We start from the raw sequence: 15,557 nt of genomic DNA on the forward strand, positions 1-15,557 counted from the left end.
TCCGCAGGAGCAAGGATGCGAAATCGCCGCGCACACACCTGTTCTTGCCCGTCTCGCGCTCTTGCTCCTGCAGAACGACAGACCTCTCCTGCACACGGCTGGCGCTGTGACGAAGCGGAGGCCGGAGACTGACGGCGATCAGCGGGCCGCCGGATCCAGATCGAGACGCCGGAGCAGCTGCGCGTTGAGCGCGACGACGATCGTCGACAGCGACATGAGCACCGCCCCGACCGACATGGGCAGCACGAACCCGATCGGTGCGAGTACGCCCGCGGCCAGCGGCACCGAGACGAGGTTGTAGCCGGCCGCCCACCACAGGTTCTGGCGCATCTTCCGGTAGGCCGCCCGCGACAGGTCGATCACCGAGAGCACCGAGCGCGGGTCGGAACTGGCCAGCACGACCCCCGCCGAGGCGATCGCGACATCCGTGCCCGCACCGATCGCGATGCCGACGTCCGCCTGGGCGAGCGCCGGCGCATCGTTGACGCCGTCGCCCACCATCGCGACCTTCCGGCCCTCCTCCTGCAGGGCTGCCACCTGGGCGGCCTTGTCCTCGGGCCGCACCCCGGCGAACACCCGGTCGATGCCGAGCTCACGGCCGACCGTCTCGGCGACGGCCTCGGCGTCACCCGTGATCATGACGACTTCGATCCCGAGGTCGTGCAGCGCGGCGACGGCCTCCCGGGACTCGGGGCGGATCTCGTCGGCCAGGGCCAGTCCGCCGATGACGGCCCCGTCCTGGACGACGTGCAGGATGATCGCGCCGTCCTCCCGCCAGGTCGCCGCGCGGTCGATCTCGGCGGCGCCCAGTTCGCGGAGAAGGTGCGGCCCGCCCACTCTGACCTCGGTGCCGTCGACCGTGGCGGTGACGCCGACCGCGGGCGACGACGAGAAACCGGTCGCCGCGAGGAGGCTCAGGTTCTTCTCCTCGGCGGCGCGGACGATCGCCCGCGCCAGCGGATGCTCGCTGTCGGCCTCGGCCGATGCCGCGAGGGCGAGCACACGATCGGCGTCGAGTCCTGCGACCGGCTCGACGGCGACCACGGCGGGCTCGCCCTTCGTCAGCGTGCCGGTCTTGTCGAAGAGCACGGAGTCGACCGTGCGCATGCTCTCCAGCGCGAGCCGGTCCTTCACCAGGACGCCGCCGCGGGCGGCGCGTTCGGTCGCGATCGAGACGACGAGCGGGATCGCGAGCCCCAGAGCGTGGGGCAGGCGATCACGAGGACGGTGACGGCCCGGATGACCGCGGCATCCGGATTCCCGAGGAGGGTCCACACGACCGCGGTGATGCCGGCCGCGATGAGGGCGAACCAGAACAGCAGGGCGGCGGCGCGATCGGCGATGCGCTGCGCGCGCGACGAGGAGCTCTGCGCTTCGGCCACGAGCCTCCGGATGCCGGCGAGGGTCGTGTCGTCGCCGGTCGCCGTGATCTCGACGCGCAGGCCCGAGTCGGTGGCGACGGTGCCCGCGGTGACGGACTCTCCCACCGATCGGGCGACGGGCCGGGACTCGCCTGTGATCATCGACTCGTCCATGTCGGCCCGGCCGTCCGTGATCGTGCCGTCGGCGGGACGCTGCCGCCGGGGCGCACCACGACGACGTCGCCGACGCGCAGCTCGCTCGGGTCGACCCTGGTCACGGCGTCGCCGTCGACGCGCTCGGCCACGTCGGGGAGGAGAGCGGCCAGGGAGTCCAGCGCGGAGGTCGTCTGCGCGAGCGAGCGCATCTCGATCCAGTGCCCCAGGAGCATGATGACGATGAGGAGCGCGAGCTCCCACCAGAACTCGAGGTCGTGGTCGAGCAGGCCGAGGGTCGCGCCCCACGAGGCGAGGAAGGCCACCGTGATCGCGAGGCTGATGAGGGTCATCATCCCCGGCGAGCGCCGGCGCAGCTCGTCGACGGCGCCGGTCAGGAAGGGACGGCCTCCCCAGACGTAGACGACCGTGCCGAGCGCCGGCGCGATCCAGGCCGCTCCGCCGGGACCTCGTAGCCGAGGAGCATCCCGAACATCGGCGAGAACCCGACCACCGGGATCGCCAGGAGCAGCATGATCCAGAAGAGCCGGCGGAACCGCGCGACGTGATCGGCGCCGTGGCCGCTGTGATCGGCATGGCCGGCGTGGTCATGGCCGCCGCCGGCCTTCGCGCCATGATCGGCGTGGTCGCCGTGCGCCGCGTGCGCGGAACCCTTCTCGTGGCGGGGCGTGGCGGGTGCTCTTCGGCGTCGACGCCGTGATGGCCGTGCGCCTGATCGTGAGGGTGGGCGTGCGGATCATTCATGGCGATGTTCTGCTCCTCGATGTCGCGGGCCGTCTGCGGCGCCTCAGGACTTCCCTTGATCACCAACGACGATACCCCCTGGGGTATTCCCGTCCACCCCTCGTCGTTCCCCTGGAGAAGGCCGCGGCCCACCGCTACCATCGCAACATGGCTACCTCTCCCGACATCCGCACATACAACGACGCCCTGCAAAGCGAAGACCGGGAGATGGCCGATGCGCTCTTGGCCGTGATCTCGCGCGAGCTCCGCGACGCGGAGAGCAAGGTCTGGCACGCCCACCCGGTGTGGTTCCTCGACGGGAACCCGATCGTCGGCTACGACAGACTCAAAGACAGCTTTCGCCTGTTCTTCTGGAGCGGGCAGTCCTTCGACGAGCCCGGTCTCGACCCGAGCGGAACGTTCAAGGCGGCCGAGAAACGGTACACGCACGTCTCGCAGATCGACGAGTCGGAGGTGACCCGCTGGCTGGCCGAGGCGCGCGAATACCAGTGGAATTATCGTGACATCCGCCGCAATCGCGGTCTCGTGGCACTGACCGAGAACCTCGCCGACGCCTGAGAGACATCGACGCAGAGGTGGCGTCCTCGGCTGAACCTCAGCCCCGAGCCGGGTCCGTCCTTCTGCTCTGCGAGACCGCCCGCCACTGCAACGCACCGCTGAGCACGAGAAGCAGGATCGGGACGATCGACATGACGTGCACCCCGACCATCACGAACAGAAGGACGGCGAGCCCGACCGCAACGGCACAGCACGCCACCGGCGCGAGCGTCGCGCGACGACGGAAGACACCGAACCATCCGACCACCGCGGCGATGATCGCCGCGAGGAGGACGAGCGGCGAGAACACCGCATGCCCGAGCGTCAGCGGATCGGCCCAGCTGTGCCAGGTGATCAGCGTCGCGCCCGGTGAGGGCATCCAGACCATCGGGAAGGTCGGCGCGAACATCCAGGCGACCGCGATGGTCGAGAGCACCACCGACGCCCACTGCGTCCTCGACACCCCCGTCGACCCGGCCATGCGGTCAGCCTACGCCGCGGACGAGAGAATGGTCGGATGACGCACCTGCGCCTCTGGCGGGACTCCGACGCCGCCGCACTCCTCGATGCCGCCCGCACCACCGCCGATCTCGACACCCAACTGGGCGGCGCCATGATCGACACGCTCGACGCCGCGCGCTCCTTCATCGCGGAGCAGCTCACCAGCACCGATGCGATGCGCGACTGGGCGATCGTGCACGACGACGCCGTGGTCGGCAACGTCGGGCTCTCCGCGATCGAGCACCGCCACAAGACGGCGTGGGCGTTCTACTGGCTCGCCGGGGCGGCCCGCGGCCGCGGGCTTGCGACCAGGGCGCTTGTCGCGGCATCCGATTGGGCCTTCGCCCAGGGAGTCTTCCGCATCGAGCTCGGACACCGCGTGAACAACCCGGCATCCTGCGCCGTCGCGCGCCGGGCCGGCTTCCTCGCCGAGGGCATCGAACGCCAGAAGCTCGCCTACGGCGACGAGCGCTTCGACGTCGAGCTGCACGCACGGCTCGCCACCGACCCGGTGCCCGACATCGACGGTCTCGCCCTCACGGACGAGGCCTGATCCCCGAGTTCGTCGGGAGCGTGGGGTGCCGTCGGGAGCGTCGGGTACCGACGTCGGCAACGGACGCTTTCGGCGGGAACCCACGCTCTGAGTGAGGCGGATGCCGGTGACAACCCGACACGGGACGCGAGCTCAGTCGGCGAAGCCGCCGTAGACTTCGACGGTGTTCGCCGCCAGCTGCGCGCACAGCTCGTCGACGTCGATGCCGAGCTCGGCCGCAAGGAAGCGCACCGTGATCGGCACGAGGTAGGGGCGTTCGGCCGACCCCGCAGCGGCACCGGCGTGAGGAAGGGCGCATCCGTCTCCACGAGGATCCGGTCCAGCGGTGTCACCGCCAGCGCATCCCGCAGATTCTGCGCGTTCTTGAAGGTCACATTGCCCGCGAACGACAGGTAGTAGCCGGCATCCGCACACACCCGCGCCATCGCCTCGTCGCCGGAGAAGCAGTGGAAGACGGTCTTCTCCGGCGCCCCCACCCGGACGAGCGTCGACAGCACCGCCTCGTGCGCATCGCGGTCGTGGATCTGCATCGCCAGACCGTGCTTCTTCGCCAGCGCGATATGCGCCTCGAACGAGGCGAACTGCGCCGGCCGCCCTCGGGGCCGGTGCGGAAGAAGTCCAGACCCGTCTCCCCGATCGCCCGCGTGCGAGGGTGCGCGGCCAGCTCGTCGATCACGGCGAGCGCCTCCTCCAGCTGGCCGTCGGCGGCGTAGCCCGGCGCGTCGTTGGGGTGGATCGCGACGGCGGCCAGCACACGAGGATCGGATGCCGCGGCATCCACCGCCCAGCGGGAGGAGTCGATGTCACCGGAGGCCTGCACCACGCCCACCACGCCCACCGCCGCGGCGCGGTCGAGCTGCTCGGTCAGCGAGAGCGGCTCATCGCCGTCGACGATCTCCAGATGCGCGTGATTGTCGTAGACGGGCACCGCGAGAGGTTCGGGCGCGGCAGGGTACCGGATGTTGTCGCGACCGATCGTGGAGCGCTCGCGCACATAGTGTTGACGGTCAGTCACTGCGTTTCGACTCCTCGCTACGCTCGTCGCTCAACGACCGGAAAGGATCTCGTCCCGGTCGTTGAGCGAGCCGAAGGCGAGACGCAGCAAGCTAGACGGTCTGCTCGACCCGTGGGAAGAGCGGCTCTAGGGCACCCACCTGCGTCCCGACGGGGAGCACGCCCCAGTTTCCCGCCTCGCGCAGCGGCTGCTCCTGCAGCCCGCCGAGCGATGCCGTGACGCCCAGCGCCGACCACAGCTTGCCGGTCGACTGCGGCATGACCGGCGACAGCAGCACCGCGAGCGCGCGCAGGCCCTCGGCACAGGTGTACAGCACGGTGCCCAGACGCTCGCGCTGCGACTCCTCGCGCGCCAGCGCCCAGGGCTCGTTCTCGGTGATGTACCCGTTCAGGGCGTCCACGATCGTCCAGATCGCGTCGATCGCGTCGCTCAGTCGGAACTGCTCCACCGCGGCATCCGCCGCCTTCGCGGCATCCGACACGACCTTCTGGATCGCGAGGTCCGCCTCGGTGTACGACCCCGGCGAAGGCACCGCACCGTCGAAGTACTTCTCCACCATCGCGATCGTGCGCGAGGCGAGGTTGCCGAAGCCGTTGGCGAGCTCGGCCTGGTAGCGGGCCGAGAGGTCCTCCCAGGAGAAGGAGCCGTCCTGACCGAAGGCGATCGCCGAGAGGAAGTAGTAGCGGTAGGCGTCCGAGCCGAAGACGTCGGTGATCTCGGTGGGCGCGATGCCGGTGAGCTTGGACTTCGACATCTTCTCGCCGCCGACGAGCAGCCAGCCGTGCGCGAAGACGCCCTTGGGCACGTCGAGGCCTGCCGCCATCAGCATCGCCGGCCAGATCACCGCGTGGAAGCGGAGGATGTCCTTGCCGACGACGTGGTATCCGGGCCAGCGCCGGGCGAACTGCTCCTCGTCGGCGCCGTAGCCGACCGCCGTCGCATAGTTGAGCAGCGCGTCGACCCACACGTAGATGACGTGCGACTCGTCCCAGGGGACGGTGATGCCCCAGTCGAAGGTCGAGCGCGAGATCGACAGGTCTTTCAGGCCCTGCGAGACGAAGGAGACGACCTCGTTGCGCGCGGAGGTCGGGCGCACGAAGTCGGGCTCGTTCTTGTACAGCTCCAGCAGCCGGTCCTGGAACTCGCTCAGCTTGAAGAAGTAGTTCTTCTCCTGCAGCAGCTCCAGCGGCTTCGAGTGGATCGCGCAGACCTTCAGTCCTTCGAACGGCCCCGTGCCGTCGACGATCTCCGAGTCGGGCTTGAACTCCTCACAGCCCACGCAGTACAGCGCCTCGTACTCGCCCGCGTAGATGTAGCCCGCGTCGTACAGGCGCTGGAAGAAGACCTGGACGTTCTTCTCGTGGCGCTCCTGCGTCGTACGGATGAAGTCGTCGTTGGCGACGTCGAGCGTCTCCAGCAGCGGGAACCAGCTCTCGTTGACGAGCTTGTCGACCCACTCCTGCGGCGTGACGCCGTTCGCCGCGGCGGCGCGCAGCATCTTCTGGCCGTGCTCATCGGTGCCGGTGAGCATCCAGGAGTCATCGCCCGCCTGACGGTGCCACCGTGCGAGCGTGTCGACGGCCACCGTCGTGTACCCGTGGCCGATGTGCGGCACGTCGGACGGGTAGTAGATGGGCGTGGTGATGTAGAAGGATTCGCCTGCGGGCATGCAGACAAGTCTAGGGCGCCCGGCGGGTGCGTTACGGCGGGCAGCGGATGCCGGAGACTACCCCAGCAGCAGTGCCGCCGCGATCGATCCGGCGAGGAGCCCGACCAGCACGACGATCGACGTGACGCGCGCGACCGCGGCCTGCTGACGAAGCCCGAGGATGAGGACGACGGTCGCCACCAGGAAGGCGACGAGGCCCCACAGTGCCAGACCGTGCTCGCTGAGCAGCCCCCAGAGGTAACCGGCCACGACGACCGCGGCGGCCGTCCATGCGAGAGGGCCTTGCCGGTCTCCTGTGCTGTGGTCTGAGTCGTCATCGCAGACTCCGCCTTTCGTTCGAGCTGCCGAGTGATTCCAGCCTACTGGGTCAGCCCCGCGAGGCGAGGACGGCCTGGTAGAGCTCACGAGATGACAGACCCGTGTGGGAGGACACCTCGGATGCGGCGTCCTTCAGGCGGCTTCCGGATGCCACGAGCTCCTGCACCTGCCGCACGCCTTCCTCGAGAGAGACTGCCCGCGGCGCCGCCCCTCGACGACGACGCAGATCTCGCCGCGCACGCCCTCCGCAGCCCAGGCGGCGAGCTCGGCGGCCGTGCCTCGGCGCACCTCCTCGTACAGCTTCGTGAGCTCGCGGCACACGGCCACTCGCCGCGCCTCGCCGAACGCCGCGGCCATGTCGCCCAGGGAGGCGGCCAGCCGCGCGGGCGACTCGAAGAAGACCATGGTGCGCGGCTCTGCCGTGAGCCTCGACAGCGCCGAGCGCCGCTCCCCGGGCTTGCGCGGCAGGAAGCCCTCGAAGGTGAAGCGATCGGTGGGAAGACCCGAGACGGCCAGCGCCGTGATCACCGCGCTCGGGCCGGGGATCGCCGTCACCGTCACGCCCTGGGCGGCGGCCTCGGCCACGAGACCGAAGCCGGGGTCGCTCACGGTGGGCATTCCGGCATCCGACAGCACGACGAGGTCCTGCTCCGCGGCGAGGGCCACGAGCTCGGCGGCGCGCTCCTTCTCGTTGTGGTCGTGGAGCGCGACCAGGCGCGGACGGTTCTCGACGCCGAGCCCACGCAGCAGCCTCTGCGTCGTCCGGGTGTCCTCGGCGGCGACGACCGAAGCGTTCTCGAGCACCTCGACGAGGCGGCGGGAGGCGTCGGCGAGGTTCCCGATCGGGGTCGCGGCGAGGATGAGCACCCGCCCAGCCTATTGCTCCCCGCCGCGCGTGCTCGGTGAAGGCGTCCGAGCCCCTCCGCGGTCTCACAAAGTGCGACCTGACGCCACCCACACCCGCATCTTTTGAGACCGCGGGAACGGGCGGTCTCAGAAGATGCGATCTGGCCCGTCTGGCACCCGCGTTTTCTGAGACCGGCAGGCGAAGCGGAATAGGGTGGGACGGTGAGCCTGCTCGACGCCCTGTCGGATCGTCCCACCCGCTGGGGGCGTCTGCGCGACCGCGTGCTGCTCGATCCCGCGCGGCGCCGCCTGGTCGCGTGGCTCGCACCGCTGCTGGTGACGCTCGTCGCCGGCATCCTGCGGCTGTGGAACCTCGGCCACCCGCACGATCTCGCCTTCGACGAGACCTACTACGTCAAAGACGCCTGGTCGCTGTGGACGCTCGGCTACGAGGGCACCTGGGGCGACGACGCGAACGAGCGTCTCCTGGAGGGCGACACCGGCGCCCTCGATCCGCAGGGCAGCTTCATCGTGCATCCGCCGCTGGGCAAGTGGATCATCGCGCTGGGCATGGGCCTGCTCGGCCCCGGATCCAGCACCGGCTGGCGCCTGACCACCGCACTGCTCGGCACCGCCACCGTGCTGCTGCTCTACCTCGTGGCCCAGGAGGTCAGCCGCTCGATCACGGTCGCGACCGTCGCCGCCGGCCTCCTCGCGATCGACGGTCTCGCGATCGTGATGAGCCGGATCGCCCTGCTCGACAGCACGCTCGGCTTCTTCATGCTGCTGGCCTGTACTTCGTGCTCCGAGATCGCCGCGGTTCCATTCCGCTTCTGGAACATCGGGATCCCGACGATCCCGAGCCGCACTGGGGCGGGTGCTGTGGCGCCGCCCCTGGATCCTCGCCGCCGGCGTCGCGCTGGGAGCGGCGACCGCCGTGAAATGGTCGGGGCTCTACGCCCTCGCGGGCCTCGGCATCTACCTCGTCGTGACCGACGCGCTGGCCCGGCGCCGGGCCGGGGTCGTGTTCTGGCCGACGGATGCCGCCTTCCGCCAGGGGCCGGTGACCTTCCTCCTGCTCGTGCCGGTCGCCGCGCTCACCTACCTCGCCAGCTGGACGGGCTGGCTCGTGACCTCCGGCGGATACGACCGTCTCAGCGACGACAACCCGCTCGTCGCCCTCTGGAACTACCACCGCGGCATGTACGGCTTCCATGTCGGGCTCACGAGCGGGCACTCCTACGAGAGCCCGGCGTGGCAGTGGCCGCTCCTGCTGCGACCGACCGCGATCTGGGTCGGCGAGGACGACGGCTCCTGCTGGCCCGGCGACCACTGCATCGCGGTGATCTCGGCGATCCCCAACCCGCTCATCTGGTACGCCGGGGTCGCGGCGGCGGTCTACCTGCTGTACCGCTTCGTCCGCGGGCTCGTGCTGCGGCATCCGATGCCCTGGGGTACTCGATCCCCTCGTCGGCCTCGCGCTGACCTATGTGCCGTGGCTGCTCTACCCGGATCGGACGATCTTCCAGTTCTACACGGTCGCGATGATGCCGTATCTGACCCTCGGTCTGTCGCTCGTGCTGCGGCGGATCGCCGGGCAGCGCTCGGATCCGCTGCATCGCCGCCAGGCGGGCGAACGCACCGTGCTCGTCTTCCTCGCCTTCGCCGTACTCCTCTCGGCCTTCTTCTACCCGGTGTGGACGGGGATGATGGTGCCCTACCGGTTCTGGCTCATCCACAACTGGCTGCCGACCTGGATCTGAGGCACCCGGTTGGTAGCATGCCCGGATGCCCTCCCCGCACGGATTCGACTACCAGCGCCGCGGTGACGAGGTCGTGATCACGCACCACGGCCGCCGCGCCACCGTGCTGCGGGGCGCCCGGGCGGCGGAGTTCCTCGAGCGCGTCGAACGCGAAGACCCCCAACTGCTGATGGCCCGTCTCACCGGCGACTACCGGCGCGGCAATGAGCGGGCCGCGCGACAGCACCCGCGCAATCAGGGCGGCTGAGAGCGACGTCAGCGGGCGGCGGAGATCGCCGCCGGATCGGATGCCGGAAGCCGACAGGTGAACGCCCGGCAGTCGTAGGCGAGCCCCTCGCCCGCATCCTTCCCCTCGAACAGCGAGAACCCTTCCGCGGCGAAGGCCCGCACCTGGTCGCGAGTGACGACGGCCACGACATCGGCGTCCGCCCGCCGGGCGGCCTCGGCGAGCGCGCCCTCGCGATCGGCTGTCACGACCACGAGCTGCCGCGGAGGCTCCGCGAGCCCGGTCGCCGCGCGCAGCAGCGCGCCGTGCGCGAAGGGCTGTGCGAGCGCGCGCGGCGCGTGCCGACGGACCACGGCCTCGGCCTCCCGCCGGTACCGCTCCCCGCGCCCAGTCGCCAGGCGGCCAGGGCCGCGAGCGCGAGCGCCGCCGGCCCCGAGGGCAGGTCGCCGTCGCTGTGATCCGGAGAGGGCGCGATGCCCTCGGCCTCGAGCACCGGATCGAGTGCCACCACGCCGTCGAGCGCATCATCGAGCAGCTTCCGCCCCGACACCGCCCAGGACGCCTCCCCCGTCGCGAGAGCGAGGGCGAACAGCCCTTCCGCGAGGAGCGTGAGATCGGCGAGGGTGGCGACGGCATCCGATGCCTCCCCTCCAGGGATGCCCGCACGAGCGCTCCCGAGGCGTCGCGATTCGCCGACAGCACGTCGCGAGCCGCGGCGGCGGCAGCCTCGACCCACGCCGGTTCATCGTGGACGGCTCCCGCCCGCGCGAGCGCCGCGATCGCGAGCCCGTTCCAGCCGGTGATGACCTTGCCGTCCACGGCCGGCGGCTCGAGCCCTGCGCGCCCCGTGGCGTCGCGGAGATAGTAGCCGCCCTCGTCGCGCGCCCCGTCGATCCACGACTCGGAGTCCTGCGCGGCGCCGAAGCCGCCGCCCGGCCGCCGCAGCACGTCGACGAGGAAGCGGGCGATGCCCTGCGCCGTGTCGCGGTCGCCGGCATCCGTCGCCACATCCAGCAGCTGCGCGTTGTCGATGAGCATGCGCTCATAGTGCGGCACCGACCAGTCGCGCTGGGTGGCGTAGCGGAAGAATCCGCCGTCGACCGCGTCGCGCAGCTCCGAGCCGGCCATCGCGGCGAGCGCCCGCACGGCCGAGGCCCCCGCATCCGGCGCCTGCCTGCGCACGAGCGGAGACTGCAGGAAGCGCAGGGTCGTGGCCACCGGGAACTTCGGCGCACCGCCGAAACCGCCGAAGAGGCGATCCTCGCGCGCGGCGATCTCTCCGGCCGCCGCGGCGAGCGCCTCCGCGGTCGGCGTGTCTCCAGGCTCGTGGACGGCCGCCCGCGCGAGCGCCTCGGCGACCGCTCCCGCCGATTCCTCCACCGCCTCGCGTCGCTCGGTCCACGCCTCGCGCACGGCGGCGAGCACATCGCGGAACGCCGGCATCGGCGCGCGTGCCTCGGGCGGCCAGTACGTGCCGGCGAAGAAGGTGCGGCCGGACGGCGTCGTGAAGACGTGGAGCGGCCAGCCCAGGCTCTGCGTGAAGGCGGAGGCCGCGGCCATGAAGGCCGCGTCGACCTCCGGATGCTCCTCGCGGTCGACCTTGACGGCCACGAAGCCCTCATTGACCAGGGCCGCCGTGGCGGGGTCGGCGAAGGATTCCCGCGCCATCACATGGCACCAGTGGCAGGTGGAGTAGCCGATCGAGACGAGCAGCGGCACATCACGGCGCTTCGCCTCCGCGAAGGCCTCCGGACCCCACGGCCACCAGTCGACGGGGTTATCGGCGTGCGCGCGCAGATAGGGGCTGAGAGCCCGGGCGAGGCGGTTGCTCATGCCCCACGCTACGCCGCCGCCGCTTCTCAGCGGGTCACAAGATCCGGCTGCCCCGGAGCGGCGGATGCCGGCACGATCGCGGCTGCATCCGCCTTGCGCGAGTTCGCGTAGCCGACGAGCGGCAGTGCGCGCTCCGCGGCGAGGTCGATCCGCGACTGCAGCACCTCCGAGCCGACGGTGTAGCCGTCGAAGTCTGTGTCGCTGGCGTACACGCCCAGCGGGAGGGTGAGCGCCTGGAAGAAGGCGAACAGAGGGCGCAGCTGGTGCTCGATGATGAGCGCGTGCCGCTCTCCGCCGCCGGTCGCCGCCAGCAGGACCGGCCTGCCGACGAGCGCGTACTGTCCGACGAAGTCGAAGAGGTGCTTGAACAGCCCGGTGAAGGACGCCCGGTAGACGGGGCTGCCGACGATGAGCAGATCGGCGCCCTCGATCTCCTGCAGCAGCGCCTCCACCCGCGGCGGCAGCTGATCGCGGCGCAGGGCGCCGGCCAGCTCCGGACCGATGTCGGTGAGCTCGATCAGGGTGACCGATGCCGGGGCGCGCCCGGCCACGGCATCCGCGATCGCCCGCACGAGCGCCGTGGTCTTGCTCGGTTCGTGAAGCGAGCCGGACACGGCGACGATGCGGAGAGGAGCAGTCATGCTCTCGACGCTACCGACGCAGAACGCCCTGCATCGCGGGAGGCGACACAGGGCGTCATGCGGCGTCATCGTGTGACGCGACTGCTCAGTTCAGGTCGTTCGGGTGCGTGCCCACCCGGCCCGAGCCGTCGAGCGGATCCAGCGCATCGATCGCCGCGATCTCGTCCTCGTCGAGCGTGAACCCGAAGACGTCGATGTTCTCGCGCAGCCGGTGCTCCTGCACCGACTTCGGGAAGATGATGTTGCCCTTCTGCAGATGCCAGCGCAGCACGATCTGCGCGGGCGTGCGCTCGTGGGCGGCGGCCGCGTCCTCGACCGCGGGCGTGCCGAACAGGTCGTACTTGCCCTGACCGAGCGGGCCCCACGCCTCGATGCGCACGTTGTGCGACGTCGACCAATCGACCACGTCGCGCTGCTGATACGCGGGGTGAAGCTCGATCTGGTTCACCGCCGGCACGACGCCGGTCGCGGCGACGATGCGCTCCAGGTGCGGGACGAGGTGGTTGGAGACGCCGATCGAGCGGGTCAGGCCCGCCTCACGGATCTCGATCAGCTTCTCCCAGGCGTGGACGTAGTTGTCGTTCGCCGGCGCCGGCCAGTGCACGAGGTACAGGTCGACGAGGTCGAGGCCCAGCTTGTCGAGGCTCTCGCGGATCGCCGCATGCGGTTCGTCGCCGGCCTGACGGTCGTTCCAGAGCTTGGTCGTGATGAACAGGTCGCCGCGGGCGATGCCGCTCTTCGCGATCGCGACTCCGACGCCCTCTTCGTTGCCGTAGATCGAGGCGGTGTCGATGTGGCGGTAGCCGATCTCCAGCGCCTGGCTCACGGCACGCTCGGTGTCTGCCGGCGGCACCTTGAAGACGCCGTAGCCGAGCTCAGGGATGGTGTGGCCGTCATTGAGGGTGAGGGAGGGGATCAATGTCATGCCGTCCAGCCTACGGATTCTCCCGCACACCCGGGGTCGCTCAGCGGAATCTGCGCCCTTCGTCGCGGCGGAACAGCCAGAGCGCGAGCGCGAGCAGCAGCACCGTCCATACGGCCAGGCCCGCCCACACCCACCAGTCGAGGGTGCCGCCCTGCACCGCCCAGATGACGAACTCTCGGCCCTGGCGAGCCGGGGTGAAGGTCGAGATGCGGTCGAGCCAATCGGCGAACATCACCGGCGGCAGGAACAGACCGCCCAGGAACGCCATCCCGAACATGACGATCTGGATCACCGCGATCGCCGCCTTGAACGGCAGGGAGTAGCCGATCGCGGCGCCCATGAGCATGAACGGCAGCATCGCGACGGCCAGAGCGACGAGGCCGAAGAGGATGCGCAGGATCGGCGCCTCGGCGGCGGTGAAGAAGCCGCCCACGAGGATCACGGGAACGATCGAGACGATCCCCATGAGCCCCACGGCGATCACGAGCGCGAGGATGCGCACGATGCCCGGTGCGGGGAGGGTGCGCAGATACGGGTCCCACGGCTTCTCGCGGGCCTCGGAGACGGTGAGCCCGAAATTGAACAGTGCATTGACCATGACGGCGAACACCGCCATCGAGATGACCGCCTGCGTCGCCCACTCGGCGTTGCCTGCGACCTGTCGCTGCGGGACGACGAAGAACAGCAGCGCCAGCGCCGGGAACACGAAGCTTCCGATCAGGGCGATCGGCACGCGTGCGGTCTCGATCAGGTTGTACTTCGCGTGCAGGAAGGTCAGTCTCGCTGCGGACGGGGTCGCGACGGCGGTCATCAGGCGTCCTCTCTCGTGCGTGCCGATGCGTCGGCGGCGGTGCCGGTCAGGGTCAGGAAGGCCTCCTCGAGCGTGGCACCCCGCACGGTGAGATCGGAGAACTCGATCCCGGATGCCACGAGTGCCCGGACGAACTCATCGCCGTCGGTCACGGTGAGCGCGAGTCGGCGGTCGTGTGCCTCGCGGTGGGTGACACCGGGGAGGGATGCCGCGGAATCCGGAGTCGGCGTCGACAGCTGTACCTGGCTCACCCCACCTGCGCGAGGACGGCGTGCACGGCGTCGTCCGCGAGCACACGGCCCTCGCCCATGACGACGACGCGCTGCGCCAGCGCCTCGATCTCCTCGAGATAGTGGCTCGTCACCACGATCGTGGTGCCCGCCGCGTGCTGGCGGCGGATGGCCGCCCACAGTGCGCGGCGGGCATCGACGTCGAGGCCGGTCGTCGGCTCGTCGAGCAGCACGAGGCGCGGGCGGCCGACGAAGGCCAGTGCGACGGCCACGCGTCGCTTCTGCCCTCCCGAGAGCGATCCGCACTGGCGGCGCAGGAACTCGGTGAGGCCGAACTCCTCTGCGAGCCGCGCGGTCGGGACCCGGTCGCCGAAGTGCCCGCCGACGTAGTCGACGACCTCCGAGACGCGCAGGGCCTCCGGCAGTGCGGTCTCCTGCGGGGTCGAACCCAGTGCCCGGCGGTTGCGCGCGTCGAGCGGGTTGCCGCCCAGCAGCGTGACGGTGCCGCTCGACGGACGCCGGAGGCCCTGCAACAGCGACAGCAGCGTCGTCTTGCCTGCGCCGTTGGGGCCGAGCAGGCCGACGATGGATCCCGCGCCGATCTCGAGCGAGACGTCGTCGACGGCGAGTTGCTCGCCGTAGCGGCGGCTCACCCGGTCCAGTGCGGCCAGGGTCATGATGTCTCTCCCAATACCGATCGGAGGGTCTCGGTGTAGTCCTCGAAGGCGCGACGGCCCTTCTTCGTCAGCGCGAGGTAGGTGACGGGGGTGCGCCGATCGAACGTCTTCTCGACCGTGACGTAGCCGGCGTCCTCGAGCTTGCGCAGGTGCGTGGACAGGTTGCCCGCGGTCATGCCCAGCAGCTCCTGCAAGCGCGGGAAGGAGATCTGCTCGTCGGCGACGAGCGTCGCCAGTGCGGCGGTGATCCGCAGGCGCGCCTGCGCGTGGATGACGGGGTCGAGCTCAGCCATGGCGCATCTCCCCGCGTTCTCCACCGCGCGGCGGAGGCGCCAGAGATGGACGTAGGAGGCCGCTGCGAGGGCGAGGAGCCCGAGGCCGCCGGCCACGGCGAGCACGAGGTAGTGCGTCGGATATCCGAAGTAGGGCGCGACGACCCCGACGAGGATCGTCCAGCCGCCGAGGAAAAGCATCGGCACGGCGCGCCAGAGGGCCGCGGAGACGAAGTACATGACGCCCGTGAAGAGCACATAGGCCGTCGGGTAGTAGATGTTGGCCAGGTCGGGGTCCATGCCGTTGACGATGAGCGCCTGCCCGAACGCCTGGATGCACAGGGCACCGACGAGCCAGGTGATGCCGTAGACGATGCCGCGGAAGGTGTCATCGCTGCTGCCGCGGAAGCCGCGCCCGGAACGGATGCCGAACAGGGCCGAGAGACCGATCCCGCCGGCCA

Annotated in this window: 13 protein-coding genes and 5 pseudogenes; 5 read left to right on the top strand and 13 right to left on the bottom strand. The window is 70.4% G+C overall.

Annotated features, from left to right (window positions below; all coding sequences use genetic code 11):
• Positions 1 to 138 precede the first annotated feature (138 nt).
• Positions 139 to 2,169, bottom strand: a pseudogene (locus KAE78_RS01825) (heavy metal translocating P-type ATPase); the annotation flags it as partial.
• 41 nt (positions 2,170 to 2,210) lie between these two features.
• On the opposite strand from KAE78_RS01825, the gene KAE78_RS01835 reads away from it, so the two are divergent.
• Entirely contained in the window at positions 2,211 to 2,837 is a 627-nt protein-coding gene (locus KAE78_RS01835; RefSeq protein ID WP_223171514.1) for a DUF1801 domain-containing protein, read from the top strand.
• A gap of 37 nt (positions 2,838 to 2,874) precedes the next feature.
• Here KAE78_RS01835 and KAE78_RS01840 read toward each other — a convergent pair whose 3' ends face one another.
• The gene (locus tag KAE78_RS01840) at positions 2,875 to 3,297 is read right to left on the bottom strand and encodes a hypothetical protein (RefSeq protein WP_223171516.1); all 423 of its coding nucleotides are present in this window, start codon (positions 3,295 to 3,297) and stop codon (positions 2,875 to 2,877) included.
• Positions 3,298 to 3,333: 36 nt separating this feature from the next.
• On the opposite strand from KAE78_RS01840, the gene KAE78_RS01845 reads away from it, so the two are divergent.
• Entirely contained in the window at positions 3,334 to 3,870 is a 537-nt protein-coding gene (locus KAE78_RS01845) for a GNAT family N-acetyltransferase (protein WP_223171518.1), read from the top strand.
• 132 nt (positions 3,871 to 4,002) lie between these two features.
• On the opposite strand, the pseudogene KAE78_RS01850 reads toward KAE78_RS01845, so the two are convergent.
• The 4 genes and pseudogenes from KAE78_RS01850 to rsmI form a co-directional block, all read right to left on the bottom strand.
• Positions 4,003 to 4,885, bottom strand: a pseudogene (locus tag KAE78_RS01850) (TatD family hydrolase).
• Between the two features lie 91 nt (positions 4,886 to 4,976).
• Positions 4,977 to 6,554 (bottom strand): methionine--tRNA ligase, encoded by a 1,578-nt coding sequence (gene metG / locus KAE78_RS01855; protein ID WP_223171520.1) that lies wholly within the window; start codon positions 6,552 to 6,554, stop codon positions 4,977 to 4,979.
• Between the two features lie 57 nt (positions 6,555 to 6,611).
• A complete protein-coding gene (locus KAE78_RS01860; RefSeq protein ID WP_223171521.1) occupies positions 6,612 to 6,803 on the bottom strand; it encodes a hypothetical protein in 192 nt (63 codons plus the stop codon).
• 118 nt (positions 6,804 to 6,921) lie between these two features.
• A pseudogene (gene rsmI / locus KAE78_RS01865) lies at positions 6,922 to 7,739 on the bottom strand (16S rRNA (cytidine(1402)-2'-O)-methyltransferase).
• Between the two features lie 315 nt (positions 7,740 to 8,054).
• On the opposite strand from rsmI, the pseudogene KAE78_RS01870 reads away from it, so the two are divergent.
• The 3 genes and pseudogenes from KAE78_RS01870 to KAE78_RS01880 form a co-directional block, all read left to right on the top strand.
• A pseudogene (locus tag KAE78_RS01870) lies at positions 8,055 to 8,474 on the top strand (phospholipid carrier-dependent glycosyltransferase); the annotation flags it as partial.
• A 445-nt stretch (positions 8,475 to 8,919) separates the two neighbouring features.
• Positions 8,920 to 9,078: pseudogene (locus KAE78_RS17130) on the top strand (dolichyl-phosphate-mannose--protein mannosyltransferase); the annotation flags it as partial.
• A 130-nt stretch (positions 9,079 to 9,208) separates the two neighbouring features.
• Positions 9,209 to 9,481, top strand: a complete 273-nt coding sequence (locus tag KAE78_RS01880; RefSeq protein ID WP_223171522.1) for a hypothetical protein — start codon at positions 9,209 to 9,211, stop codon at positions 9,479 to 9,481.
• On the opposite strand, the gene KAE78_RS01890 is transcribed toward KAE78_RS01880, so the two are convergent.
• From KAE78_RS01890 to KAE78_RS01915, 7 genes are all read right to left on the bottom strand, one after another.
• The gene (locus tag KAE78_RS01890; RefSeq protein ID WP_317451823.1) at positions 9,450 to 11,540 is read right to left on the bottom strand and encodes a thioredoxin domain-containing protein; all 2,091 of its coding nucleotides are present in this window, start codon (positions 11,538 to 11,540) and stop codon (positions 9,450 to 9,452) included. The genes KAE78_RS01880 and KAE78_RS01890 overlap by 32 nt on opposite strands.
• A 26-nt stretch (positions 11,541 to 11,566) precedes the next feature.
• Entirely contained in the window at positions 11,567 to 12,181 is a 615-nt protein-coding gene (gene msuE, locus KAE78_RS01895) for an FMN reductase (protein ID WP_223171524.1), read from the bottom strand.
• An 85-nt stretch (positions 12,182 to 12,266) separates the two neighbouring features.
• Positions 12,267 to 13,106, bottom strand: coding sequence for an aldo/keto reductase (locus KAE78_RS01900; protein ID WP_223171526.1), 840 nt, complete (start codon positions 13,104 to 13,106; stop codon positions 12,267 to 12,269).
• Positions 13,107 to 13,146: 40 nt separating this feature from the next.
• Positions 13,147 to 13,917: an ABC transporter permease gene (locus tag KAE78_RS01905; protein ID WP_223171528.1), complete on the bottom strand. Its 771-nt coding sequence runs from the start codon at positions 13,915 to 13,917 to the stop codon at positions 13,147 to 13,149.
• Complete coding sequence (locus KAE78_RS18220; protein ID WP_317451824.1) at positions 13,917 to 14,168, bottom strand: hypothetical protein; 252 nt, start codon at positions 14,166 to 14,168, stop codon at positions 13,917 to 13,919. The genes KAE78_RS01905 and KAE78_RS18220 overlap by 1 nt, the downstream gene beginning before the upstream one ends.
• Positions 14,165 to 14,824, bottom strand: coding sequence for an ABC transporter ATP-binding protein (locus tag KAE78_RS01910; RefSeq protein WP_317451825.1), 660 nt, complete (start codon positions 14,822 to 14,824; stop codon positions 14,165 to 14,167). Before KAE78_RS01910 ends, KAE78_RS18220 begins: the two co-directional genes overlap by 4 nt.
• Positions 14,821 to 15,117 carry a winged helix-turn-helix domain-containing protein gene (locus KAE78_RS01915; RefSeq protein ID WP_223172371.1) on the bottom strand — a complete coding sequence of 99 codons (297 nt, stop codon included), beginning with the start codon at positions 15,115 to 15,117 and terminating at the stop codon, positions 14,821 to 14,823. The genes KAE78_RS01910 and KAE78_RS01915 overlap by 4 nt, the downstream gene beginning before the upstream one ends.
• Between the last annotated feature and the right edge of the window lie 440 nt (positions 15,118 to 15,557).

Source organism: Microbacterium sp. NIBRBAC000506063 (assembly GCF_017968845.1).
In the GTDB taxonomy this organism is placed as follows: Bacteria; Actinomycetota; Actinomycetes; order Actinomycetales; family Microbacteriaceae; genus Microbacterium.